Here is a 23,520-nt window from a genome sequence, read left to right on the forward strand (position 1 = left end):
GCCCCACCTCGTACGCCCACCGTCTGTCGGCCCGGCGACTACCCTAGGCGGATGCGCTGGTGGAAGGTAATCGGTGTGGCGGGTTTTGTCGGGGTGGCCGCGACCGGGGTGGTGCTGGCCCGGGCCGAGCGGCGGCGCCGCGCCTACACCCCGGAGCAGATCCGGGATCGGCTCCAACAGCGGCACGCCCAGGCGTTGACCTCACCGTCCACTCTCGACTGACGAGGACTGCCGGCGGCGGAGGGTTCCCGGGCGGACACGCCGGTCCCGGGACGGGCGCGAGGACCTCGAGCCGGTTGCCGCGCGGGTCGTCGGTGCGGCACCGCCTCAGCCCGGGCAGCTCGTTGTTGCCCCAGCTGACCCGCGCCCCGCGTCGGTGAGCCGGGCCGCCAGTTCCGGAGGCTTGGCCGGCTCGGTCATTCCCAGCAGATCGCGGCCCACCAGCTGAGCCGAGGCTTGCGCGAATAGCAAGACGGACGTACGGTTTTATTGCAGCGACACTTTGGTAAGGGTTACCTGACCCGGGCCGGCCGGGAGTGGGTAGGAAAGACTTGGTCAAGGGCCGTCCGCCCCGCCCGCCGGTCGAGCGGGCCCGGCCGGACGGACCGCCCGGGTTGGCCGGTGTCGGCCGGGACGAAGACAGCGTGAAGGAGTACGACGTGGCGAGCCTCGACACCTTCGGTGCGAAGAGCCAGCTGCGCGTCGCAGACGCGAGCTACGAAATTTTCAGAATCAGCACGGTGGCCGGGCACGAACGCCTGCCGTACAGCCTCAAGATCCTGCTGGAGAACCTGCTCCGCACCGAGGACGGCGCGAACATCACCGCCGAGCACATCCGGCAGCTCGGCGCGTGGGACCCCACCGCCGACCCGAGCGTGGAGATCCAGTTCACCCCGGCCCGGGTCCTCATGCAGGACTTCACCGGCGTGCCCTGCGTGGTCGACCTGGCCACCATGCGCGAGGCGGTCCGTGACCTCGGCGGCGACCCGACCAAGGTCAACCCGCTCGCCCCGGCCGAACTGGTCATCGACCACTCGGTCATCGCCGACCTGTTCGGCCGCGAGGACGCCTTCGCCCGCAACGTCGAGCTGGAGTACGGCCGCAACCGCGAGCGCTACCAGTTCCTGCGCTGGGGCCAGACCGCGTTCAACGAGTTCAAGGTCGTACCGCCCGGCACCGGCATCGTGCACCAGGTCAACATCGAGTACCTGGCCCGGACGATCATGGCGCGGAAGGGACCCGACGGGAGCCAGACCGCGTACCCGGACACCGTGGTCGGCACCGACTCGCACACCACCATGGTCAACGGCCTCGGTGTGCTCGGCTGGGGCGTCGGCGGCATCGAGGCCGAGGCCGCGATGCTCGGCCAGCCGGTCAGCATGCTCATCCCCCGGGTCGTCGGTTTCAAGCTGCACGGCGAGATGCCGGCCGGCACCACCGCCACCGACCTGGTGCTGACCATCACCGAGATGCTCCGCCGGCACGGTGTGGTCGGCAAGTTCGTCGAGTTCTACGGCCCCGGCGTCAGCGCGGTGCCGCTGGCCAACCGGGCCACCATCGGCAACATGTCGCCCGAGTACGGCTCCACCGTCGCGATCTTCCCGATCGACGAGGAGACCGTCCGCTACCTCAAGCTGACCGGCCGCACCGAGCAGCAGGTGGCGCTGGTCGAGGCGTACGCCAAGGAACAGGGCCTCTGGCACGACCCGACGGCCGAGCCCGACTACAGCGAGCGACTCGAACTCGACCTGTCGACCATCGAGCCGTCGCTGGCCGGCCCGAAGCGCCCGCAGGACCGGGTGCCGCTGGGCAACGCCAAGACGCTGTTCCGCTCCGCCCTGATCGACTACGTCGGTGACGGCGCCACCGCGCACGGACCGGCCGACGAGGCGAGCGAGGAGTCCTTCCCGGCCAGCGACCCGCCGGCCAACGAGGTCAACGACCCGGCCGACGCGCCCCGCGAGCTGATCTCCGCCGCCACCGGCGCCAAGGGCCGGGCCAGCAACCCGGTCCGGGTCACCGGCGACGACGGCAACGAGTACGAGCTCGACCACGGCGCGGTGGTGATCGCCGCGATCACCTCCTGCACCAACACCTCGAACCCGCAGGTGATGATCGGCGCCGCCCTGCTCGCCCGCAACGCCGTCGAGCGCGGGCTGGCCCGCAAGCCGTGGGTGAAGACCACCCTGGCCCCGGGCTCGAAGGTGGTCATGGACTACTACGAGCGCGCCGGCCTCACCCCGTACCTGGAGAAGCTCGGCTTCCACCTGGTCGGCTACGGCTGCACCACCTGCATCGGCAACTCGGGCCCGCTGCCCGAGGCGGTCTCCGCGGCGGTCAACGAGCACGACCTCTCGGTGGTCTCGGTGCTCTCCGGCAACCGGAACTTCGAGGGCCGGATCAACCCGGACGTCAAGATGAACTACCTGGCCTCGCCGCCGCTGGTGGTGGCGTACGCGCTGGCCGGCACGATGGACATCGACCTGGCCAACGAGCCGCTCGACACCGGCGCCGACGGGCAGCCCGTCTACCTGCGGGACATCTGGCCCTCCTCGGCCGAGATCCAGGAAGTGATCAACGCCGCGATCGGCGCCACCGGCTTCGGCCAGGCGTACGCCGACGTCTTCGCCGGCGACCAGCAGTGGCAGTCGCTGCCGACGCCGACCGGGGACACCTTCGCCTGGGACGCCGAGTCGACGTACGTACGCAAGCCCCCGTACTTCGAGGGCATGCGGCGGGAGCCGCAGGCGGTCACCGACATCACCGGCGCCCGGGTGCTGGCGAAGCTCGGCGACTCGGTCACCACCGACCACATCTCGCCGGCCGGCTCGATCAAGGCCGACTCGCCGGCCGGGACGTACCTCGCCGAGCACGGCGTGGCCCGGCACGAGTTCAACTCGTACGGCTCGCGGCGCGGCAACCACGAGGTGATGATCCGGGGCACCTTCGCCAACATCCGGCTCCGCAACCAGCTCGTCCCCGGGGTCGAGGGTGGCTTCACGGTCAACCACCTGACCGGTGAGCAGACCTCGATCTACGACGCCTCGGTGGCGTACCAGGAGGCCGGCATCCCGCTGGTGATCCTGGCCGGCACCGAGTACGGCTCGGGATCGTCCCGGGACTGGGCGGCCAAGGGCACCATGCTGCTCGGCGTCCGGGCCGTGGTCGCCCAGTCGTACGAGCGGATCCACCGCTCGAACCTGATCGGGATGGGCGTGCTGCCGCTGCAGTTCCCGGCCGGCACCGACGCGGCGTCGCTGGGGCTGACCGGCACCGAGACGTTCTCGATCACCGGCGTGACCGCGCTCAACGACGGGCAGATCCCGCGCACCGTCTGCGTCACCACGGACACCGGGGTCGAGTTCGACGCGGTGGTCCGGATCGACACCCCCGGTGAGGCCGACTACTACCGGCACGGCGGCATCCTGCAGTACGTGCTGCGCAAGATGCTCACCAACTGAGTTCCGGCAACACACACCACCCGGGCCGGGGTCCCGGTCGCCGTTCGCGGCGACCCGGGGCCCCGGCCCGGCGCCGTCGTGCCGTCGGCCCCGTCCCACCGGGGGTTGACCTCAACCATGGTCGAGGAAGCAGACTCGGGCCGTACCGACCGACCATGGAGAGGACACCCGGATGCGCGCGGCAGGCTTCACCGAACCCGGCGGACCGGAGGTGCTCCGGCTGCTGGAACTACCCACCCCGGAACCGGGCAGCGGCGAGATCAGGGTCCGGATCCGGGCGGCGGGCGTGCAGCCGTACGACGCCCGGATCCGGGCCGGCTGGACGCCGCCCGGCGTCCCGCCGACCCTGCCGAGGATTCCGGGCAACGAGTTCGCCGGAGTAGTCGACCGGCTCGGGCCGGACGTCACCGACATCACCGTCGGCGCCGAGGTGCTGGGCTTCGGCAACCTCGGCGCGTACGCCGAGTACCTGGTGGTCCCGGCATCCCAGGTCACCGCCAAACCGCCGACGATGCCGTGGGAGGTCGCCGGCGGCTTCAGCGCCGGGGCGCAGACCGCACACATCGCCCTGGAGGCGCTGGATGTCGGTGCGGGCGACACGCTGCTGGTGCACGCGGCGGCCGGCGGGGTCGGCACGGTGGCCGTACAGCTCGCGGTGGCGGCCGGTGCGACCGTGCTCGGCACCGGCCGCGAGGAGAACCACGACTACCTGCGTACGCTCGGCGCGATCCCGGTGACGTACGGGCCGGGGCTGGTCGAGCGGGTCCGCCGGCTCACGCCGGACGTCACCGCCGCGCTGGACGGTGCGGGTGGTGAGGCACTGCGGGCCTCGCTCGACCTCGTCGCCGACCGGAAACGGATCCTCACCCTGGTCGAGCACGGCAGAGCCGAGGAGTTGGGCATCCGGGTCACCTCGAACCTCCGCTCCGCGCAGCGGTTGGCCGAACTGGTCGAGTTGCACCGGCAGGGTCGGCTCCTGATCCACGTCCGTCGTACGTTCCCCCTCGACCGGGCCGCCGAGGCGCACCGCGAACTGGAGACCCGGCACGGCCGGGGCAAACTGGTGATCGTCGTCGACTGATCGCATCCGGCCCCTGACCGGTGGGGTCGGGTCGGGCTCCCCGGCCGGTATCGTCGGTGCGTCGACAGGAAGGGGCTGGCCCGTGCGGCAGACCACCGGCCGGGTGAGCGGGGTGCCGGCGCTGTTCGCGTCCGCGTTGGCGGCGGCTCCGGCCCGGCCGCTGCTCACCTACTACGACGACGCGTCCGGTGAACGCACCGAACTCTCCGCCGAGGCGCTGGGCCGGTGGGTGGCCCGCACGGCGAACCTGCTCGTCCGGGGCTGCGGGCTGGGCATCGACGCGCGGGCGGCGGTGCTGTTGCCGCCACACTGGCAGACCGCCGCCGTGCTGCTCGGCACCTGGTCGGCCGGGGTGTCGGTGAGTTTCCACGGCACCGCGACCGCCGGGCTGCCCCGACTCGGGCCGGGCGTCGAGGAGCCGTTCGACGTCACGTACGCCGCCCTGGGCCGGATCGACGACTGGCTCGACCACGTCCCCGAGGCGACACACCGGTTCGTGCTGGGCTTCGCCCCGGACGCCGCGCCGCTGGCCGAGCCGCCGACCGGCTACCGGGACTACCTCACCGAGGTACGCGGGCACGACGCCAACCTGCACCCGTACGTGCCGCTCCACCCGGACGACGCGGCCAGTGTCGACGGCACCAGCTACGCCGAGTGGGGCCGGTTGGCCCGAGGGCTGGCGGAAGAGGTCTTCGACCTCAACCCCGGTGACCGGGTGCTGGTCGACGCGGCCGCTCACGAACATCCGGTGAAGTGGCTGCTGGCGCCGCTGGTCGCCGGCGCCACGATCGTGCTCTGCGCCAACCTCGACCCGGCGACCGTGCGCCGACGCGCCGAGGAGGAACGGGTTACCCGGGTGCTGTGAGGTCCACCGACCGACCGGCCGGCGCAGCGAGGTCTGACCACCGGGCGGTGGCGGAGGGGGCCGACGAACGGGCCGGCGAACGGGAGGTTTCTGGCCGGCCGGGGGATCCGAGCGGCGGGAACTGGGCGATGCCACGACCCGACGGCGGGTCTCCCCGGCCGGCGGGTCACCCGCCGAGTTCCGCGGCGCGGCGTCCGACCTCGGCGGGGGGCAGCACCTCACCGTCGAGCACCACGCCGACGAACGTCTCCAGCGGGATGTGTTCGAAGACCGGGGCGCCCAGTCGGGCGAACACCGGCTCGGGGACGAGCTTGAGCGCGGTGGTGACGACCAGGGTCGGCAGCCGCTCGGCCAACTCCCTGGTGCCCCGGATGTTGAGCACCGTGGTCGGTCCGATCGCGTCGGCGCCGGCCAGCGCGACCATCGGTTCACCGGTACGGAATCGGGCGGGGAGCTGCGCCAGCACCTGGGTCACGATCGAGCTGCTCGGGGCGGAGGTGACCGGTTCGCCCCGCTCGGCGACCCAACCGACGGTCGCCTTGACCGTGTTGTCCACCGCATGGTCGAGTTCCGCCCGGATCCGCCGCAGTGCCTCGGCCGGTTCGGCGGACCGGACGGCGTTCGCGATGTGCCACATCGGGGCGTAGCCCGGCAGCCGGGCGATCAGGTACCCGGTCGCCTGGTCCGCGGCGACCGGGTCGTGGACCAGTTCGAGCAGGCCCTGGATGACCAGTCGGGCCACGCCGGTGGCCCCTGCCGTGGTGACCGTCACGGCCTCCCGCAGCGGTGTCGGCAGCGTCGCTTCGTCCATGATGGTGGCTCTTTTCGTTCGGGATCCGGTCCCTGCGGGCAGGGCTGCTCCCCTGGCATCGAAGATGCCCTATCTGTGGGCTTTTCCGGCACCAGGACTGGTAGTTCATATCAAAAGACCAACCTTGTCGGCCGGGAATGACCAAATGGCAGCAGGACGGCGATCCGGTGACGGACAACGGGTCTGCCGTCGCGGTCGGTCGGCCCGGAACACCCCGGGTGCGCGCGGGTCGGCTACCGGGGGCGCCGGGAACCGGGACCGGCCCGGTTCCCGGGCCGAGCGCCGCACCGCCGGGCTGGGTGATCGCCGGCACGGCGGCGCTGGCCACGATGTTGTCGCGCGGTACGCCGTTGGTGGGCGAGCACCCTCACGCTGTGCCAGGATCTTGGACATGGACGACAGGACGATTCTCAGCCGGATCAACGAACTGGTCGACGAGGAGCACCAGCTGCGCTCGCACGCACAGCAGGTCGAGGCGACCTCCGAGGAGGAACGGACCCGACTGCGGGAACTCGAGGAGTCCCTCGACCAGTGCTGGGACCTGCTCCGCCGGCGCCGCGCGACCCGGCAGGCCGGTGGTGATCCGGACACCGCCGGGACGCGCAGCGTCAACGAGGTGGAGAAGTACCTGCAGTAGCGCCGGTCAGCGCAGTCCGGCCTCGCGGAGCAGGGACGCGGTCAGCGCCGCCGGGTCGGCCAGGTCGGCCGGCAGGCCCCGGGCCACGAACCAGGTCGACACCACCCGTACGTCCCGGGCCAGGAACTCGGGTCCGGTCGGGTTGGCCACCACGTCGACCACCTGTGGCAGGTCGATCAGCACCAGCCGGTCCCCGTGCACCAGCAGGTTGTACGGCGACAGGTCGCCGTGCGCCAGCCCGGCCCGGGCCAGTACGACCAGCGCGTCGACGAGTTGGTCCCAGAGCCGCCGCAGCAGGTCGGGTTCGGGCCGCAACGCCGCCAGCCGGGGTGCCGCCAGCCCCTCCTCGGCGTCTCCGACAAACTCCAGCATCAGCTCGGTGCCGAGCAGCTGGACCGGGTACGGCACCGCGATGCTGCCGAGTTTGTTGCCCAACTCCCACAGTTGGGAGAGCGCGGCGAACTCGGCGGCCGCCCACTGCCCGGCGATCATCTTGCGGCCGAACGCGGTCCGTCCCTCCATCGCCCGGTTCTCCCGGGACCGGCGTACCCGGCGTCCCTCCAGGTAACCGGCGTCCCGGTGGAAGAGCCGGTGCTCGGGCTCCCGGTAGCGCTTGACCGCGAGCAGACAGCTCCGGTCGGTGTCCGGGATCCCCCGCCGGACCAGGTGCACGTCCGCTTCCTTGCCGGTCTTGAGTACGCCCAGTTCGGTGTCGGTGGCGGCCAGTTCGGTGACCAGCCAGTCCGGGTACGGCGTCGGCCCGTGCACCGCCTGGTCCCAGCTGGACCACTGGTCGCCCTCGTCGGGCCGGTCCAGATCCGGGTCGACGGCGGCGATCGGAGCGGGCCGGGTCCGTTTCAGCAGAAGTGGTTCGTCGTCGTCGAAGCGCCGGGCGCGTCGACCGCCGCCGGAGCGGCCACCCCCACGACGGGCATGGGTGGCGTGATCGTCGTCGAAATCATGTACGGACACAGCAGGAATCCCTCGGTCGAGTAGGAAGAAGGCAGGCGGAAGCGCACGACAGTGACGGCCATTTCGCTCTCCTCCCTCCACTCGGCCGGAGCGGTGCCCCGGACACATCTCTGACGGGGACGATGATGGTCAGCCCACCGGAGGTTCGTCAACGGAATTAACCGGGCGGCGACGGGATCAGCCGGCACGGAGACCGTACGAGCCGACGGCGACAGCTGGCGAGGACCGGAATCAGCTGGCGAGGACCGCGGCGAGGGCCGGGATCAGCCCGTCGGCCGTCCGGGTGGGTGCGTACCGGCGCTCCATCCAGCGGCGACCTCGGTGCAGCCAGACACTGGGCAGACCCACCGCCGCCGCACCGCCGATGTCGGCCTCCGGGCTGTCGCCGACCATCCAGGCGCCGCGCAACCGCATCCGGACCCGTTCGGCGGCCAGCGCGAAGATCCGCGGGTTCGGTTTGCTCACCCCGGCCTCTTCGGAGATCACCCAGTCCGCGAGGTAGCGGTCCAGACCGGTCTCCCGGATCTTGCGCTCCTGCTGCCGGGTGGTGCCGTTGCTGATCGCCACCGGCACCCAGCCGGCGTCGTCGGCGATCCGCAGCGCGCACGCGATCAACGGGTCGAGCCGGGTGTTCTCCACCACCCCGTCGTACAGCGCCTCGACCAGGTCGATCGACGGGATCCTGAGCGCGTACCGGTCCCGGATGGCGTCGGCCACATCCCAGCGGTTGGTCAAGCCGTCCGCGTCCACCGAGAGTAGCCATTCGACGTCACTCTTCGGTGCCCCGATCTCGGCCAGGAAGCCCTCCGCCCAGTGTCGGAACGGGCCGGCCCGATCAAGCAGGGTGTTGTCCAGATCAAGGAGCAACAGCGGCACTCGCGAACAGTACGGGACATACCCCGTCGGGCAACAGTCCCAGCATGTAAACAACCGGGTTGCCCGAATAGACAGCAGGTGTTCAGGCGGTCAACAGGGCCCGCACGAGGCCCTGGTCAGGGCGTCGGTCGAGGAGCATCCGGTGGGCGTCCCGGACCCGTAGCAGTTCGGCCGGGTCGAGTCGAGCGACCACCACCGCCTCGCCCCGGTCGCCGGCCCGGCCCACGGTCCGTCCCTCCGGGTCGTGGACCGCGGCGCCCCCGTTGAACCGCCACGGCACCGCCCCGCCGACGGCGTTGGCGAAGACGACGTACATGGTGTTGTCCAGGGCCCGGGCCCGGTAGTAGAGGTCGCGGCGGTGCTCGGAGCCGACCAGGTAACCGCTCGGGCAGAGGTAGGCGTGCGCGCCGTCGGCCGCCGCCGCCCGTCCGTGCTCCGGGAAACACCCGTCATAACAGATGCCGAGCCCGAGCCGCCATCCGTCGACCACCAGGGTCGCGCCCCGGTCCCCCGGGGTGAACAGCGCGTTCTCGTCCGGCCCCCAGAGCTGCTGCTTGGCGTATCCGGCGCAGACCCGGCCGGTCCGGTCCACCACCAGCGCGGAACAGGTCCGCCGGCCGTCCGGGTGCCGGACCGCGGCGCCGACCACCACCACGGCACGGTGGTCTCGGGCCGCCGCGCGCAGCGGGTCGAGCCGGGGGTCGGCGATCCCGCCGTCGGAGTCGGCGGGGACGTGGGTGCCGTCCGGGTCGGCGGCCAGGGTCGGCGGGTGGTACGCCGGCAGGAACAGTTCGGGCAGGACCACCACCCGGGCGCCATCCCCGGTGGCCTGGCCGACCAGCCGGGCCGCGGTGCGGGCGTTGCCGGCGACGTCGCCGGGCACCGGCTCGGCCTGGACGGCGGCGACGTCCAGCGGGGCGGCGGGAGTGGGGTACGACACGGCGGCGATGATAGTCACCCGACGCCGAGGTAACCCAAGACGTACGTACGGATTGCATAGCGTGCCCGGGCCTGGCACGATCTACTGGTGCCCAGGGTAAGCCAGGACCAGCTCGACGCCCGTCGTCAGGAGATCCTCGGAGCGGCGCGGGCCTGCTTCGCCCGGCACGGCTACGAGGGCGCCACCGTGCGTCGCCTCGAGGAGGCCACCGGCCTCTCCCGGGGGGCGATCTTCCACCACTTCCGCGACAAGGACTCGCTCTTCCTCGCCGTCGCCGAGGACGACGCCGCCGCGATGGTCGAGACGGTGGCCCGCAACGGCCTCGTCCAGGTGATGCGCGACCTGCTCGACGACGCCACCTCGCCGGAGACCACCGGCTGGCTCGGCAGCCAACTGGAGGTGTCCCGTCGGCTGCGCACCGATCCCGCCTTCGCCCGCCGGTGGGCGGAACGCTCGGCGAGTCTCGCCGAGGCGACCCGGGAGCGGCTGGCCAGGCAGCGGGACGCCGGGGTGCTGCGCGACGACGTACCGATCGAGACGTTGGCCCGGTTCCTGGAGTTGGCGTACGACGGCCTCGTGCTGCAGCTGGCGATGGCCCGGCCGGCGGGCGACCTCGGCCCGGTCCTCGACCTGATCGAAGAGGCGGTACGCCGACCCGGTGCCTGAGCCGGACGTCCGGCGGTACGTCCCCGGCCAGCGCCCGGCGCCGGGTCGACGGGCTGGCGCGGCCGATCCACAATGGGCGGCACCCACCCCGTACGGCAGGAGCAACCGCGATGGACGTTCTCGGGCAACCCGACACCTGGGGCATCCCCGGGCCCACCTTCCTGGTGTTCTTCCTTTCGACCGCCGCGGTGCTCGTGGTCGGCACCCTGGTCCACCGGTCGGTACGGTTCGCCGGGCGCACCCCGTCCGACCTCGATCACCTGCATCCGGTCCAGGTCGCCTGGCTGAACGGCGGCGACTCGCTGGCGGTCTACACCGCGCTCGGCGCACTCCGCGCCGCCGGCGCGGTCGGCACCGGAGCCGACCGGCGACTGCACCGGACCGGGCCGTTGCCAACCGGCGCCAGCAGGTTGGAGTGGGCGGTGCACGAGGCGACCGGTCGACGGATCCGGGCCGGCCAGCTGACCGGTGACGGCGGTGTCCGGACGGCGCTGACCGACCTGCGGTCCGGGCTGGAACGGGACGGGCTGGCCCCGACGGCCGACGCCCGCCTGGCGGCGCGGACCGGGCCGTTGCTGCTGCTCGGCCTGGTCGCCCTCGGCGCGGTCCGACTCGGCGCGGGCCTGGCCGCCGACCGGCCGGTCGGTTTCCTGGTGCTCGCCCTCGCCTTCCTCCTCCCCACCAGTCTGGTGCTGCTGTTCATGGTGCCCCGGCAGACCCGGGCGGCGAAGACCGTGCTGCGCCAGATGCGTGTGCGCTACCAGCACCTCTCCCCCGTCAACTCTCCCGCCTACGCCACCTACGGGGTGGCCGGCGCCGCGATGGGTGTCGCCATCTTCGGCACCGCCGCGCTCTACGATCTCGACCCGGCCTTCGCCGCGCAGGCGGAGATCCAACGCACGGCGGCGTCCGGGGCTGGCGGGTCGGGCGACTCCGGCGGAGGCGGTGACTCCGGCGGTGGCTGCAGCGGCGGCAGCGGATGCGGCGGCGGCTGCGGCGGGGGCTGCGGCGGGGGCTGCGGCGGATGACCGGCGACGGGGCCACGACGTACGGGGTGGGCATCGGCTGGCGCCCGGAGATCTCCGGTTTTGTCGCCGACCTGCCCGGCCTGCGGTTCGTCGAGGTGATCGCCGAGTCCGTGGCCAGCACTGGGCCGCCGCCGGCCCTGGCCGAACTCCGCGACCGGGGGGTGGCCGTGGTACCGCACGGGGTGCGGCTCTCCCTCGGCGGCGCGGAGCCGGTCGAGCCGGACCGGGTCCGACACTTCGCCCAGGTGGCGCGACTGCTGGACGCGCCACTGGCCAGCGAACACATCGCGTTCGTCCGGGCCGGCGGGGTCGAGGCCGGACATCTGCTGCCGTTGCCGCGTACCCGGGAGGCGGTCGACGCGGTGGTCGCCAACGTCCGCCGGGTCCAGGCCGAACTGACCGTGCCGTTGGCCCTGGAGCCGATCGCCGCGCTCTTCGACTGGCCGGACGACGAACTGGACGAGGCGCAGTTCCTCACCGAGATCCTGGACCGTACCGGGGCGCTGCTGCTGCTCGACATCGCCAACGTCTACGCCAACGCCCGCAACCGGGGCAGCGACCCGCTGGCCCTGCTCGACCGGCTTCCGCTGGACCGGATCGGCTACGTACACGTCGCCGGGGGTGCCGCGCACGACGGGATCTACCACGACACGCACACCGACCCGGTCCCGGACGCGGTCCTCGACCTGGTCACCGACCTGTGCGCGCGGCACCGGCCACCGGCGCTGCTGCTGGAGCGCGACGGGCACTATCCGGAGGCGGCGGCGTTGCGCGGTGAACTCGACGCGATCGCCGAGGCGTCCGGTTATCCGGCGATCACCTGAGGAGGCGACGTGACCGGATCGTTGGCCGACCGGCAGGCCGCACTGGTGGCGACGCTGGTCGCCGGGGCACCGGTGCCGCCCGGCTTCGACGACCGGCTGGTCGGCGTCGCCCGCGCCGCGTTGCTGCGCAAACGGGCCGGCGAGACGGCCCGGCAGTGGCCGATGCTCGCCGCCGGCCTCGGTCACCGCTGGTTCCCGGTCTTCGCCGGCTGGGCCACCAGCCGCCCGACCCGGGGATCGCTGCGCGACGGGTGGGACCTGGCCCGCGGGCTGGTCGCCAAGGGGCAGCTGCCGACCGTGGCCGCCGAGGAACTCGCCGTCCGGGAGGCCAGCTGGCGGTACGACGGCAGCACGGCACCGCGCCGCCGCCGGTGGCCGGCGGTCCGGCGGGTCGACGGTGCCCTGGTCTGCCAGGTCGCCGGCCGGATCCGGGTGGTGCCCCTGCGCCGACGCCGAGGGTGAAGATCCACTGACCGGTGCCGGGGCATAGGATCACGCACATGGATCTCGGACTCGCGGACCGGGTGTACGTGTTGACCGGCGCGTCGAAGGGCCTCGGCTTCGCCACCGCCGAGTGTCTGGTCGCCGACGGCGCCCGGGTGGTGCTCTCGTCTCGGAACGAGGCGCAGGCGGTCGCCGCCGCGCGGCGGCTCGGCGGCGCCGACCGGGCGGTCGGGCTCGCCGCTGACCTGGCCGACCCGGAGACGGCGACCCGACTGGTCGGGACCGCCCTGGACCGGTTCGGTCGGCTCGACGGTGCGCTGGTCTCGGTCGGCGGGCCACCGAGGGGCAGCGCCGCCCAGGTGACCGACGCGCAGTGGCGGGACTGGTTCGAAACGATCTTCCTGGGTACGGTCCGGGTGGCCCGTACGGTGGCGACCACGCTGGACGGTGGCGGGGCCATCGGACTGGTGCTCTCCAGTTCGGTGCGGGCCCCGATCCCCGGACTCGGCATCTCCAACGGCCTCCGCCCCGGGCTGGCCGGCGTCGCGAAGGACCTGGCCGACGAGTACGGCCCGCGCGGCGTCCGGGTGGTCAGTCTGCTGCCGGGACGGATCCTCACCGACCGCAACCGGGAACTCTTCGCCGCCAGCGGAGACCCGGAACGGGCCCGGGCCGCCGCCGAGGCGGAGATCCCGCTGCGGCGGCTCGGCGAACCGGCGGAGTTCGGCCGGGTGGCGGCCTTCGCCCTCTCCCCCGCCGCCGGCTACCTGACCGGGGTCACGATCCCGGTCGACGGCGGCGCCCTACGCACCATCTGAGCCCGTCCCGGCCCGGGCCGGGGCCGCGGCCAGCATGACCGGGTAGCGTTGCCAGCCGTTGTGAAGGGAAGGCCATCAAGGTGACCAAGCTGATCCTGATCGTGGGCGGCGGCGTCTGCTGCCTGGCGGTGGTGTCGGCGGTGGCGCTGCTGGCGGTGTGGGCGGTCAGACGCGGCCGGCGGACGTGACCGGGGCGGCGCGGCAGCCCCGCCGCACCACAGCACCGGGCCGCGCGTCGTTGCCGCACCGTCCCCCGGCCGCACCTACGACCGTCGACGGGCCGACGTCCGGGAAGGCCGTGGCGCGGCCGACGATCGTGCGACCGACTCCGGCCGAGGTGGCCGCGGCGGCCGACCGGCTGCTGCCCGACCTGATCGCACCCGGTCTGCACGTACTGTTCTGCGGCATCAACCCGGGGCTCTACTCGGCGGCGACCGGCTGGCACTTCGCCCGCCCCGGCAACCGGTTCTGGCCGGCACTGCACCGTGGCGGCTTCACCCCTCGGCAGTTCGACCCGGCCGAGCAGACAGAACTGCTCGACCACGGCCTGGGCATCACGAACCTGGCGGCCCGGGCCAGCGCCCGGGCCGACGAGTTGACCCGCGACGAACTCGTCCGGGGCGGACGGGAACTCGTCGACAAGGTCGAACGGTACCGGCCACGCTGGGTCGCCGTGCTGGGCGTCACCGCGTACCGGGTCGCCTTCGATCGACGTACCGCCCGGCTGGGCCGGCAGCCGGAGTCGCTGGGTGGCGCCGCGTTGTGGGTGCTGCCGAACCCGAGCGGACTCAACGCCCATTTCACCGTGGACGGGCTGGCCGCCGCGTTCGCCGAACTCCGGGCCGAGGTCGCTCAGACCGGGTCGTAGTCGGGTCGGGGCATGGTGACGACCGGATCCGGGCCGACCGCGTCGGTGTACGGCGCCGGCGAGTCGGCGACCGCGAACTGGGTCCGGTACAGCTCGGCGTAGAGGCCGCCGACCGCGACCAGTTCGTCGTGCCGGCCACGTTCGACGATCCGTCCGCCGTCCAGCACCAGGATCTGGTCGGCGTCCCGGACGGTGGAGAGCCGGTGGGCGATGACCAGCGCGGTACGTCCCTGCAGGGCGACCGCGAGCGCCCGCTGCACCGCCGCCTCGGACTCGGAGTCCAGGTGCGCGGTCGCCTCGTCAAGGATGACGATCGACGGGGCCTTGAGCAGCAGTCGGGCGATCGCGATCCGCTGCTTCTCGCCGCCGGAGAACCGGTACCCGCGTTCGCCGACCATGGTGTCCAGCCCGTCCGGCAGCTCCCGGACCAGGTCCTCGACCTGTGCGCCGCGCAGCGCCGCCCAGAGTTCGTCGTCGGTGGCGTCCGGTTTGGCGTACCGGAGGTTCTCCGCGATCGTCTCGTGGAACAGGTGCGAGTCCTGGGTGACCACACCGATGGTGTCGCGCAGCGAGTCGAGGGTGGCGTCCCGGACGTCGACCCCGCCGACCCGGACCGCGCCGTCGGTGACGTCGTAGACCCGGGAGAGCAGCATCGACGTGGTCGACTTGCCGGCACCGGAGGGACCGACCAGGGCCACCATCTGCCCGGGCTCGACGGCGAACGAGACCCCGCGCAGCACCGGCTCGGAGACCGTCCGGTCCAGGGCGGCGACGTCCTCCAGGGAGGCGAGCGACACCTCGGCGGCGCTCGGGTAGCGGAACCGCACGTCGCGGAACTCCACCCGGCCGGCACCGTGGGGAATCCGGACCGCGTCCGGCTTCTCGGCGATGGACGGGGCGAGGTCGAGCACCTCGAAGACCCGGTCGAACGAGACGAGCGCGCTCATCACGTCCACCCGGACGTTGGAGAGCGCGGTCAGCGGCCCGTAGAGGCGGGTGAGCAGCAGGGCGAGGGTGACCACGGTGCCCGCGCTGACACTGCCCCGGACGGCCAGCCAGCCGCCGAGCCCGTACGTGAGGGCCTGGGCGAGCGACGCGACCAGCAGCATCGCGACGAAGAAGGTCCGGGAGTACATCGCGGACTGGATGCCGATGTCCCGGACCCGCTCGGCGCGGTCGGCGAAGCGCCGCGCCTCGACGTCGGGCCGGCCGAAGAGCTTGACCAGCAGCGCGCCGGAAACCCCGAACCGCTCGGTCATCGTGGCGTTCATCTTCGCGTCGAGGTCGTAGGACTCCCGGGTGATCTCCGCCAGCCGACGGCCGACCCGACGCGCCGGCACGATGAAGATCGGCAGCAGCACCAACGACAGCAGGGTTATCTGCCAGGAGAGGGTGAACATGACCCCGGCGGTGAGCACCAGCTGGATGATGTTGCTGACCACCCCGGAGAGCGTGGTGGTGAAGGCCCGCTGCGCGCCGAGTACGTCGTTGTTGAGCCGGCTGACCAGGGCACCGGTCTGGGTCCGGGTGAAGAACTGCAGCGGCATCCGCTGGACGTGGTCGTAGACCCGGGTCCGTAGGTTGAGGATGATCCCCTCGCCGATCCGGGCGGAGTACCAGCGTTGGGCCAGCGAGAGCAGCGCGTCGACGATCGCCAGGCCGGCGATGACCAGGGCGAGTTGGACGACCAGCCGGCCGGCGCCCGCGTCGCCCCCGGAGATGGCGTTGATCACGTCACCGGCCAGGACCGGCGTGGCGACCCCGATGACCGCGGCGAGCACCACGGTGATCAGGAACACAACGATGTCCCGGCGGTACGGGCGGGCGAACTCGACGATCCGCCGTACGCTGCGCCGGCTGACCCGGTGCGCCGTGACCTCGTCGCGGTTGCGCAACGAGCGCAGCATGCTCCAACCGCCCATGCTGCCACCGGACCCCATCGGGTTGACCACGCGCGACCTCCCAGTCTCCAACCTCTACGACAACCGGAGCGGCGGCGCGAATCTTCCCGAAAGATCCTTCCGCGCCGCCGGACCGTCGGCGTCGGCGTCGGCGTCGGATCGGCGTCGGATCGGCGTCGGCGTCGGATCGGCGAGGTTGCCGGGTCGGCTCGACCGGTCGTCAGGGCGGGCCCGGCCGGGTGGGCGTCGTCGGGCCGGCCGGGGCACCGACCCGGTCAGGGCCGACCCGGTCAGGGCCGCACACGATCGGGCTCCACCGGGGCGGGGCTGATCCGTTCGGAGCGGAACCGGCGTCACCGGCCGTCCGGTCCCAGCCTATTCGCCCAGCCCGGCAAGATCACGTATCCGGCGCGTCTGCGCCTCCCGCTCGGCCCGCTGCTGTGCGGCCGCGGTACGTCCGGTCGCGCCGGCCAACAGCGCCTTGATCTCCACCACCGCGTCGCGGTTGCCGGCCAGAACCGCCGCGGCCAGGTCGTGGACGGCCGCGTCGAGGTCGGCCCGGGGCACCACCACGGTCGCCAGGCCGAGCCCGACCGCCTCGGTGGCGTCGACCCGTCGGCCGGTGACACAGAGTTCCAGGGCGCGGGAGTACCCGAGCAGCTCCACCAGCCGTTGTGTGCCGGCGAGATCGGGGACGAGGCCGAGCATCACCTCGGCCATGGAAAACACCGCGTCGTCGGCGAGCACCCGAAGATCACACGCGAGGGCGAGTTGGAAACCCGCGCCGATGGCATGACCCTGCACCGCCGCGATCGAGATGAGGTCGGGGCGGTGCAGCCAGGTGAATCCGGCCTGGAATCCGGCGATCCGCTCCGCGCACTCTTCCGGTGCCAGGGTGGCGAGCTCGGCGAGTGCGCCGCCGGACGTCCCGTCCTCGCCGGCACCGGTCGCCACCGACAGGTCGAGCCCGGCGGAAAATGCCCGACCCTCACCCCGCACCACGACAACTCGTACGTCCCCCGGCAGCTCCCGGGAGAACTCACGCATCGCCCGCCACATCTCGGGCGTCTGCGCGTTGAGTACGTCGGGCCGGCACAACGTCATCGTCGCGACCGGCCCGTCGCAATTCAGTCGTACGCCAGCGGTCACGAATGATTCCGCGGGCGTTCGGCTCCGGACCAGGCTGCTGAGCGGGTCACGCCTTCTTCCGTCGACGTGCACCGCCACGCTGGCGAAGCTGTACACCAGACTCGGTGAGCACCCGGTGGATGAACCCGTAGGAACGGCCGGTCGAGGCCGCCAGGGCGCGGATGCTTTCGCCGGAGGTATACCGCTTGACCAGGTCCTTGGCGAGCGTCTGACGCTCGGCCCCGACGATCCGGCGACCCTTCTCAGTGCTGGTGGCTGTGCCAGTGGCTGCCATGTTGATTCCTCACGTCCCAGACTGTGCGGTTCGATACGGTCCCACCTATTAGACCGCCTCGAACGATCATGCGCTAGATATCAACTCTTCGCCAACCGACACGCACAGCAGTGTCAGTTTCCCGATTGAGTGATTGCGCCGACGGCGCGCTCCGGGCTGAGGTCGGGGTGTGGTTTCCACGCCCCTGCGCGGGTTTCGCGCGACGCCGTACAGGTTTCCCTCGGCCGCCTCCCAGTTTTCCGCCCACCAGCCATGTTCGGCAGCACCGCCGGTCCGGTTTTACCGGCCATCGGTTCGGTTCGGTGCGCCACAGGTCGGGATAACTTCCCCCGTCCGGAGAGTCGGGGTAACCAACCGTCGAGTTTCCGTGCCCACCCGGCAAGTTTCGCCACCAGCGGCGACTTTCCGAGGACCGCTCGGATTCAGTGCAGTGGATTCCGCAGAATGGTGATCCAGCCCCTAGGGTGTCGCATGTGGCGGATCAACTCGCGACGGCGGCGGGGGCCGCCGCCGTCTTCGCGGCCACCAACGTCGACGACATTGTCGTACTGACCGTGCTCTTCGTCGCCGCGCGTACCGCCGGACGGCCCCGGCCCTGGCAGATCGTCGTCGGTCAGTACGCGGGAATCGGCGTACTGGTCGGCGCCGGGCTGGCGGCGGGCGCCGGCCTGCTGGTCGTCCCCGAGCCGTGGACCGGGCTGCTCGGACTGCTGCCCCTGGCCCTCGGCGTACGGGCACTGCTGCGCCGCGACGAGGAGGGCCCACCGCAGCCGGTCACCGGCACCCTCGGCGTGGCCGCCGTGACGGTCGCCAACGGCGCCGACAACATCGCCGTCTACGCACCCGTCTTCCGGACCGTCGGTCCGGCCGACGCGGGCACGTACCTGCTGGTTTTTGTCGTCCTGGTCGGGGTCTGGTGCGCGGCGGCGGCCGCGCTGGGCGGACATCCCCGGGTGGTCCGGCTGGTCGGCCGGGCGGGCCGCTGGCTGGTCCCGGCACTGTTCATCACCATCGGCCTGGCCATCCTGGTGGGTTCCGGCGTCCTCGGCCGGCTCGTCGGCCTCGACTGACGGCCGGCGGTTCACCGGTCCGGCACGCCCGCGCGGGTCGGCACACCCGCGCGGGTCGGCGGCGGAGCGACCGGCTACGCCAGCTCGACCAGTTCGAGCAGGTCGTCGCTCCAGGCGTCCTCGTCGCCGTCCGGGAGCAGGATCGCGCGGTCCGGCTTGAGCGCCAACACCGCGCCCGGGTCGTGGGTGACCAGCACGATCGCCCCGGGATAGCGGGCGATGGCGTCCAGCACCTGCTCCCGGCTGACCGGGTCGAGGTTGTTCGTCGGCTCGTCCAGCAACAGGACGTTCGCTCCCGAACAGACCAGGGTGGCCAGGGCCAACCGGGTCTTCTCCCCACCGGAGAGCACCCCGGCCGGCTTGTTGACGTCGTCACCGGAGAAGAGGAAGGCGCCGAGGATCTTGCGCAGGTCGGTGTCGGACTGCTCGATCGCGGCGGCGCGCATGTTCTCCAACACCGTCCGGTCCACGTCCAGCGTCTCGTGCTCCTGGGCGTAGTAGCCCAACCGCAGCCCGTGCCCGGCGTGCACCTCGCCGGTGTCCGGGGCGAGCAGGCCACCGAGCATCCGCAGCAGCGTCGTCTTGCCGGCACCGTTGAGCCCCAGGATGGCCACCCGCGAACCGCGGTCCACCGCCACGTTGACGTCGGTGAAAATCTCCAGCGAGCCGTAGGACTTGGACAGGCCGGTCGCGGTCAGCGGGGTCTTGCCGCAGGGCGCGGGGCTGGGGAAGCGCACCTTGGCCACCCGGTCGGCGACCCGTACCTCCTCCAGGCCGGAGATCAGCTTCTCCGCCCGGCGGGCCATGTTCTGCGCGGCGACGGTCTTGGTGGCCTTGGCCCGCATCTTGTCGGCCTGCGCCATCAGGGCGCCGGCCTTCTTCTCCGCGTTGGCCCGTTCCCGGCGACGGCGGCGCTCGTCGGTCTCGCGCGCCTCCAGGTAGGCCTTCCAGCCCAGGTTGTACACGTCGACCACGGACCGGGTGGCGTCGAGGAACCAGACCTTGTTGACCACCGACTCCAGCAGCGCACCGTCGTGGGAGATCACGATCAGGCCGCCCTTGTGGTTGGCGAGGAAGCCCCGCAGCCAGGTGATCGAGTCGGCGTCGAGGTGGTTGGTCGGTTCGTCGAGCAGCAGGATGCCACCGCCGTTCTCGCCGGCGTCCCGGAACAGGATCCGGGCCAGCTCGATGCGCCGGCGCTGACCGCCGGAGAGGGTGCCGATGGTCTGCGCCAGCGCGCGGTCCGGCAGGCCGAGGTTGGCGCAGATCCGGGCGGCCTCGGCCTCGGCCGCGTACCCGCCCAGGGCGGCGAACTGGTCCTCCAGCGCACCGTAGCGGCGAACCAGCTTCTCGTCGGCGTCCGCGGCGAGCCGCTCCTCGAGCTCCTTCATCTGGGCCATCAGCACGTCCAGACCGCGCGCCGAGAGCACCCGGTCGCGGCCGGTCACCTCCAGGTCACCGGTGCGCGGGTCCTGCGGCAGATAGCCGATGGCGCTGCGCCGGTCGATCTGCCCGGCGTACGGCTGGCCCTCGCCGGCCAGCACCTTGAGCGTCGTGGTCTTGCCGGCACCGTTGCGGCCGACCAGGCCGATCCGGTCGCCGGGCTGGACCCGCAGGGTGGTGTCGGAGAGCAGGATCCGGGCGCCGGCACGGAGTTCCAGACCGCTTGCAGTGATCATCTCGACGAACTCGCTCTCGGGGTCGAAGGCTGACTCAGGGCACACAAACCAGCCGGCGGACCCGTACGTTCCGTCGGCGCGGGGCGTTCAGCCTTCGCAGAGCAGCACGGGACCGAGTGTACCGGGCGACGCCGGGCGGTCGGGTCCGGATTACCGATCAAGATCGCTGGGTATCACCGGTCACACCCACGGATCGGGGGTGTGATGGAACTCAACGACAACGCCGACATCGACACCAGTCAGGTCGAGGACCGGCGCGGCTCCGGCGGCGGGCTGGGCGGGCTGCCGATCCCGATCTCGGGCGGAGGCGGCCTGATCGGCCTCATCGTCACCGTCGTCGCCGTACTGGTCGGCGGCGGTTTCGGACTCAACGCGCTGACCGGCGACGGCGGCGGGTCCGGTGGCGACAACACCGCGATCGAGCAGCGATGTGACGCCCAGGACGCGCTGCGGCAGCTCGACTGCCGCAACGCGCTGTACGTCAACTCCATCCAGGCGTACTGGGAACGGGCGATGCCGGAACACTTCGGCCGGCCGTACCAGGAGTCGGACACCGTCTTCTTCGCGCAGGTGGTGAACAGCGGCTGCGGTCAGGCGGACTCGGGCGTCGGCCCGTTCTACTGCCCGCTCGACGACAAGGTCTACCTCGACCTCTCCTTCTACCGGGTGCTGGCCGAACAGCTCGGCGCGCCGGGTGAGTTCGCCCAGCCGTACGTGCTGGCCCACGAGTACGGCCACCACGTGCAGGACCTGCTCGGCACCGAGGCCCAGGTCCGGCGCGAGCAGGAACGGACCCCGAGCCGGGCGAACGATCTCTCGGTGTTGATGGAGCTGCAGGCCGACTGCTACGCGGGCGCCTGGGCCCGCAACGCCACCGGCACCGCCGACGAGCGGGGTGTGAAGATCTTCGACAGCCTCACCCAGCGGGACGTCCAGGAGGGACTGGACACCGCGGCGGCGATCGGTGACGACGCGATCCAGCAGCGGTCCGGCGGCCGGATCGACGAGTCGCAGTTCACCCACGGCACGTCGACGCAACGCCAGCAGTGGTTCCGGCAGGGCCACGACAGCGGCGACCCGAAGTCCTGCGACACCTTCGGCGCCGCCGGTTGACACGTCCGGCGGTCAGCGTCGCCCGCCGCGGCAGCCGGACCCGCTCCTCCCTGCACCGTCAGGGCCACCGACAATGTCGTGGTGGACGGGACGGACGGCCCGGCGGCCAGCTGTGGTCCACGGACCGGGACGGCACGTACGCCGAGGAGCTGGCGCTGGTCGGCACCGACCCCCGGCCACACCGGCAGCGGACGGTGGTCGCCGCGTACCGGGAACGGATCGCGGCCGGAGTACGGCCGGCGGTGGTAGCGCTGTTTACGACGCCGGAGAGCCTGGTCGGCTATCTGCTCGACGGGCACCACAAGATGGTCGCCGGTGCGGAGGCCGGCGTCGTGCCCCGGGTCCTCGCCGTGACCCCGGAACGTCCGGTCCGGCCGGACAACGCCGGACTACGCCGGGCGGTTCCGGCGGTCGTGGCCACGGTCGCCGGGCACCACCGGCATCCGACGACCACGGTCCTGGACCATCTCCGACGGCTCTCCCGATGACCGCGTCGTCGGGCCCGGGCGGTGGACCGGTCGAGTGCCGCCAGGCGCGGCCGCGGTACCGACCACCGGCCCGGCCCCGTTCAGTCGGGGTCGCGGACCAGGATCTGCACCGCCCGGGCGGCGTCGACCGCCTCGACCAGGACCGCGTGCCGGGGTTCCGGTACGTCGAGGAGCCGCTCGGCGCGCAACGGGGTCAGCGGAGCGAGTCGCCGGTCGGCCAGGATCGCCTCCACGGTGCGCCGGTCGCCGCCGGTCACCAGCGCGGCGAGCGTACCGGCCTCGGGCAGCAGCAGGCGTACCGCCAGTTCGGCGGCGTCCCCGGCGGCGGCCTTCGCCTGGTTCTCCCGACGTCGGGCGAACCGCTGCTGGGACCAGCCCCCGGCGGCGGTGCGACTCTGCACGTACCGGCTGTCCACCTTGGAGCTCACCAGCCGCTCGCCGTCGGCGATCCCGACCGCCACCGCGCTCTTGCGGGCCAGCAGCAGGCCGATCCGGCGTGATGTCCGGACCGCCGCCAGGAATCCGGACAACTCGGCGGCGGCGGGCATTCCCGGCGGGGCGTGCAGCACCGCGACGGTGCCGTCCGGGGTGCTGAGTCGCAGACCGGGCTCGACGGGTTCCACCTGCGGCGTGCCGTGCCGGGCCGTGAAGTTGTCGATCCACCGGGCGATCCGGGCTGGCGGCACCTCCACCCACCGACCACCGCCGGCGGCGGGACGACTGCTCACCCCGTGACGGTACGCCTCGCGCCCGCCGACCTGACAGACGACCCGGTCCCGGCAGCCCGCCGGCCACTCCAGCCGAGCAGCCGCCGCCCGGTTCACCACCCCAGCAGCAGGCCGACCGCCAGGGCGGTGATCAGCACGCTGGAGGCCAGGGCGGTGCCGAGCCGCCCACGCGGTCCGGCCAGGAGCCGACCGACCAGGGAACCGCCGGTCGCGACCAGCAACTGCCAACTCGCCGAGGCGACGAAGGCGGCCAGCGCGAACAGCCCCTCCTGCGCCGCCGTCCAGTCCGCTCCGGCCCGACGGCCGAGCACCAGTGCGGCGAAGTAGAGGATGGTCATCGGGTTCAGCAGGGTCAACGCCAGCAGTCCGAGGTACGCCCGCAGTGGCGTACCGAGCCCCCGTTCGGTACGGGCGGCACGCCCCGGATCCCGCCGGTGCCGGATCGCACCGACCGCACCGGTGACCGCGAGCAGCAGCAGGACCGCGACGGCGATCCAACGCAGCGGTACAGCGATCGGCTCGATCACCCCGGCCAACGCGGCCCCGCCGAGTACCGCGACGGCCGCGTAGAGCCCGTCGGCGGTGGCGACCCCGAGCGCGGCGGCCGCGCCGACCCGGATCGACGTACGGGCGGTCAGTCCGATGACCAGGATCGCGATGGCGCCGACCGGTACGGCCACCCCGTAACCGGCGAGCAGGCCCGCGACGAACGCGTCGTTCATGGCGTCGGGAGCGCAACGACCGCCGCCGACGCGGTGGACCGGCGCTGTCGCCGCGTCGGCACGACGACGATCCGGCTGGTCCGCGACTTCGGCACGATCATGGCG

General features: G+C 72.4%; 24 protein-coding genes. 14 read left to right on the forward strand and 10 right to left on the reverse strand.

What is annotated here, in order from left to right; translation table 11 throughout:
- The first annotated feature begins 51 nt into the window (after positions 1–51).
- The 4 genes from ABGB05_RS07030 to ABGB05_RS07045 all read left to right on the forward strand — a co-directional run bounded on the left by ABGB05_RS07030 (position 52) and on the right by ABGB05_RS07045 (position 5,407).
- Positions 52–222, forward strand: a complete 171-nt coding sequence (locus tag ABGB05_RS07030) for a hypothetical protein (protein WP_347652361.1) — start codon at positions 52–54, stop codon at positions 220–222.
- A gap of 422 nt (positions 223–644) precedes the next feature.
- A complete protein-coding gene (locus ABGB05_RS07035) occupies positions 645–3,461 on the forward strand; it encodes an aconitate hydratase (protein WP_347652452.1) in 2,817 nt (938 codons plus the stop codon).
- Positions 3,462–3,633: 172 nt separating this feature from the next.
- Positions 3,634–4,542, forward strand: coding sequence for an NADP-dependent oxidoreductase (locus ABGB05_RS07040; protein ID WP_347652362.1), 909 nt, complete (start codon positions 3,634–3,636; stop codon positions 4,540–4,542).
- Positions 4,543–4,624: 82 nt separating this feature from the next.
- Positions 4,625–5,407, forward strand: coding sequence for a TIGR03089 family protein (locus ABGB05_RS07045; RefSeq protein ID WP_347652363.1), 783 nt, complete (start codon positions 4,625–4,627; stop codon positions 5,405–5,407).
- Between the two features lie 166 nt (positions 5,408–5,573).
- Here ABGB05_RS07045 and ABGB05_RS07050 read toward each other — a convergent pair whose 3' ends face one another.
- Complete coding sequence (locus ABGB05_RS07050) at positions 5,574–6,218, reverse strand: hypothetical protein (protein WP_347652364.1); 645 nt, start codon at positions 6,216–6,218, stop codon at positions 5,574–5,576.
- A 391-nt stretch (positions 6,219–6,609) separates the two neighbouring features.
- Between ABGB05_RS07050 and ABGB05_RS07055 the strand changes: the two genes are divergently transcribed.
- A complete protein-coding gene (locus ABGB05_RS07055) occupies positions 6,610–6,855 on the forward strand; it encodes a DUF2630 family protein (protein WP_347652365.1) in 246 nt (81 codons plus the stop codon).
- Between the two features lie 6 nt (positions 6,856–6,861).
- On the opposite strand, the gene ABGB05_RS07060 is transcribed toward ABGB05_RS07055, so the two are convergent.
- From ABGB05_RS07060 to ABGB05_RS07070, 3 genes are all read right to left on the reverse strand, one after another.
- On the reverse strand, positions 6,862–7,719 hold the full coding sequence (locus tag ABGB05_RS07060; RefSeq protein ID WP_347652453.1) for an RIO1 family regulatory kinase/ATPase: 858 nt from the start codon (positions 7,717–7,719) through the stop codon (positions 6,862–6,864).
- Positions 7,720–8,058: 339 nt separating this feature from the next.
- Complete coding sequence (locus ABGB05_RS07065; RefSeq protein WP_347652366.1) at positions 8,059–8,703, reverse strand: HAD-IA family hydrolase; 645 nt, start codon at positions 8,701–8,703, stop codon at positions 8,059–8,061.
- An 82-nt stretch (positions 8,704–8,785) separates the two neighbouring features.
- Complete coding sequence (locus tag ABGB05_RS07070; protein ID WP_347652367.1) at positions 8,786–9,643, reverse strand: carbon-nitrogen hydrolase family protein; 858 nt, start codon at positions 9,641–9,643, stop codon at positions 8,786–8,788.
- Positions 9,644–9,730: 87 nt separating this feature from the next.
- Between ABGB05_RS07070 and ABGB05_RS07075 the strand changes: the two genes are divergently transcribed.
- The 6 genes from ABGB05_RS07075 to mug all read left to right on the forward strand — a co-directional run bounded on the left by ABGB05_RS07075 (position 9,731) and on the right by mug (position 14,291).
- A complete protein-coding gene (locus ABGB05_RS07075) occupies positions 9,731–10,309 on the forward strand; it encodes a helix-turn-helix domain-containing protein (RefSeq protein WP_347652368.1) in 579 nt (192 codons plus the stop codon).
- Between the two features lie 110 nt (positions 10,310–10,419).
- On the forward strand, positions 10,420–11,337 hold the full coding sequence (locus ABGB05_RS07080; RefSeq protein WP_347652369.1) for a TIGR04222 domain-containing membrane protein: 918 nt from the start codon (positions 10,420–10,422) through the stop codon (positions 11,335–11,337).
- Positions 11,334–12,161 carry a DUF692 domain-containing protein gene (locus ABGB05_RS07085; RefSeq protein WP_347652370.1) on the forward strand — a complete coding sequence of 276 codons (828 nt, stop codon included), beginning with the start codon at positions 11,334–11,336 and terminating at the stop codon, positions 12,159–12,161. Before ABGB05_RS07080 ends, ABGB05_RS07085 begins: the two co-directional genes overlap by 4 nt.
- Before the next feature lie 9 nt (positions 12,162–12,170).
- Entirely contained in the window at positions 12,171–12,623 is a 453-nt protein-coding gene (locus tag ABGB05_RS07090; RefSeq protein WP_347652371.1) for a hypothetical protein, read from the forward strand.
- Between the two features lie 38 nt (positions 12,624–12,661).
- Entirely contained in the window at positions 12,662–13,423 is a 762-nt protein-coding gene (locus tag ABGB05_RS07095; RefSeq protein ID WP_347652372.1) for an SDR family oxidoreductase, read from the forward strand.
- A 298-nt stretch (positions 13,424–13,721) separates the two neighbouring features.
- Complete coding sequence (gene mug, locus ABGB05_RS07100; RefSeq protein ID WP_347652373.1) at positions 13,722–14,291, forward strand: G/U mismatch-specific DNA glycosylase; 570 nt, start codon at positions 13,722–13,724, stop codon at positions 14,289–14,291.
- Here the strand turns inward: mug and ABGB05_RS07105 are convergent.
- The 3 genes from ABGB05_RS07105 to ABGB05_RS07115 all read right to left on the reverse strand — a co-directional run bounded on the left by ABGB05_RS07105 (position 14,276) and on the right by ABGB05_RS07115 (position 17,615).
- The gene (locus tag ABGB05_RS07105; RefSeq protein ID WP_347652454.1) at positions 14,276–16,231 is read right to left on the reverse strand and encodes an ABC transporter ATP-binding protein; all 1,956 of its coding nucleotides are present in this window, start codon (positions 16,229–16,231) and stop codon (positions 14,276–14,278) included. The genes mug and ABGB05_RS07105 overlap by 16 nt on opposite strands.
- Before the next feature lie 336 nt (positions 16,232–16,567).
- Positions 16,568–17,341 carry an enoyl-CoA hydratase/isomerase family protein gene (locus ABGB05_RS07110; RefSeq protein ID WP_347652374.1) on the reverse strand — a complete coding sequence of 258 codons (774 nt, stop codon included), beginning with the start codon at positions 17,339–17,341 and terminating at the stop codon, positions 16,568–16,570.
- 46 nt (positions 17,342–17,387) lie between these two features.
- Positions 17,388–17,615 carry a helix-turn-helix domain-containing protein gene (locus ABGB05_RS07115; protein WP_007462679.1) on the reverse strand — a complete coding sequence of 76 codons (228 nt, stop codon included), beginning with the start codon at positions 17,613–17,615 and terminating at the stop codon, positions 17,388–17,390.
- Between the two features lie 473 nt (positions 17,616–18,088).
- Here ABGB05_RS07115 and ABGB05_RS07120 point away from each other — a divergent pair, with 473 nt between their 5' ends.
- Positions 18,089–18,685 (forward strand): cadmium resistance transporter, encoded by a 597-nt coding sequence (locus ABGB05_RS07120; protein ID WP_347652375.1) that lies wholly within the window; start codon positions 18,089–18,091, stop codon positions 18,683–18,685.
- A gap of 74 nt (positions 18,686–18,759) precedes the next feature.
- Here ABGB05_RS07120 and ABGB05_RS07125 read toward each other — a convergent pair whose 3' ends face one another.
- Entirely contained in the window at positions 18,760–20,364 is a 1,605-nt protein-coding gene (locus tag ABGB05_RS07125) for an ABC-F family ATP-binding cassette domain-containing protein (protein WP_347652376.1), read from the reverse strand.
- 204 nt (positions 20,365–20,568) lie between these two features.
- On the opposite strand from ABGB05_RS07125, the gene ABGB05_RS07130 reads away from it, so the two are divergent.
- Both ABGB05_RS07130 and ABGB05_RS07135 read left to right on the forward strand, forming a co-directional pair.
- On the forward strand, positions 20,569–21,477 hold the full coding sequence (locus tag ABGB05_RS07130; protein ID WP_347652377.1) for a neutral zinc metallopeptidase: 909 nt from the start codon (positions 20,569–20,571) through the stop codon (positions 21,475–21,477).
- A complete protein-coding gene (locus ABGB05_RS07135) occupies positions 21,474–21,965 on the forward strand; it encodes a hypothetical protein (protein ID WP_347652378.1) in 492 nt (163 codons plus the stop codon). Before ABGB05_RS07130 ends, ABGB05_RS07135 begins: the two co-directional genes overlap by 4 nt.
- A gap of 80 nt (positions 21,966–22,045) precedes the next feature.
- Here the strand turns inward: ABGB05_RS07135 and ABGB05_RS07140 are convergent, their stop codons facing one another.
- Together ABGB05_RS07140 and ABGB05_RS07145 are read right to left on the reverse strand one after the other, a co-directional pair.
- Positions 22,046–22,693, reverse strand: a complete 648-nt coding sequence (locus ABGB05_RS07140; protein ID WP_347652379.1) for an acVLRF1 family peptidyl-tRNA hydrolase — start codon at positions 22,691–22,693, stop codon at positions 22,046–22,048.
- A 92-nt stretch (positions 22,694–22,785) separates the two neighbouring features.
- Entirely contained in the window at positions 22,786–23,415 is a 630-nt protein-coding gene (locus ABGB05_RS07145; RefSeq protein WP_347652380.1) for a LysE family transporter, read from the reverse strand.
- Between the last annotated feature and the right edge of the window lie 105 nt (positions 23,416–23,520).

Origin of the sequence: Plantactinospora sp. B5E13, from assembly GCF_039871775.1 — a bacterium.
In the GTDB taxonomy this organism is placed as follows: Bacteria; Actinomycetota; Actinomycetes; order Mycobacteriales; family Micromonosporaceae; genus Plantactinospora.

What these genes read in the sequence shown, in the direction of transcription:
- ABGB05_RS07030 (WP_347652361.1), top strand. Translation starts at nt 52, where the DNA reads ATGCGCTGGTGGAAGGTAATCGGTGTGGCGGGTTTTGTCGGGGTGGCC.
- ABGB05_RS07040 (WP_347652362.1), top strand. Translation starts at nt 3,634, where the DNA reads ATGCGCGCGGCAGGCTTCACCGAACCCGGCGGACCGGAGGTGCTCCGG.
- ABGB05_RS07050 (WP_347652364.1), bottom strand. Translation starts at nt 6,218, where the DNA reads ATGGACGAAGCGACGCTGCCGACACCGCTGCGGGAGGCCGTGACGGTC.
- ABGB05_RS07055 (WP_347652365.1), top strand. Translation starts at nt 6,610, where the DNA reads ATGGACGACAGGACGATTCTCAGCCGGATCAACGAACTGGTCGACGAG.
- ABGB05_RS07080 (WP_347652369.1), top strand. Translation starts at nt 10,420, where the DNA reads ATGGACGTTCTCGGGCAACCCGACACCTGGGGCATCCCCGGGCCCACC.
- ABGB05_RS07085 (WP_347652370.1), top strand. Translation starts at nt 11,334, where the DNA reads ATGACCGGCGACGGGGCCACGACGTACGGGGTGGGCATCGGCTGGCGC.
- ABGB05_RS07095 (WP_347652372.1), top strand. Translation starts at nt 12,662, where the DNA reads ATGGATCTCGGACTCGCGGACCGGGTGTACGTGTTGACCGGCGCGTCG.
- ABGB05_RS07105 (WP_347652454.1), bottom strand. Translation starts at nt 16,231, where the DNA reads ATGGGGTCCGGTGGCAGCATGGGCGGTTGGAGCATGCTGCGCTCGTTG.
- ABGB05_RS07115 (WP_007462679.1), bottom strand. Translation starts at nt 17,615, where the DNA reads ATGGCAGCCACTGGCACAGCCACCAGCACTGAGAAGGGTCGCCGGATC.
- ABGB05_RS07125 (WP_347652376.1), bottom strand. Translation starts at nt 20,364, where the DNA reads ATGATCACTGCAAGCGGTCTGGAACTCCGTGCCGGCGCCCGGATCCTG.
- ABGB05_RS07130 (WP_347652377.1), top strand. Translation starts at nt 20,569, where the DNA reads ATGGAACTCAACGACAACGCCGACATCGACACCAGTCAGGTCGAGGAC.
- ABGB05_RS07145 (WP_347652380.1), bottom strand. Translation starts at nt 23,415, where the DNA reads ATGAACGACGCGTTCGTCGCGGGCCTGCTCGCCGGTTACGGGGTGGCC.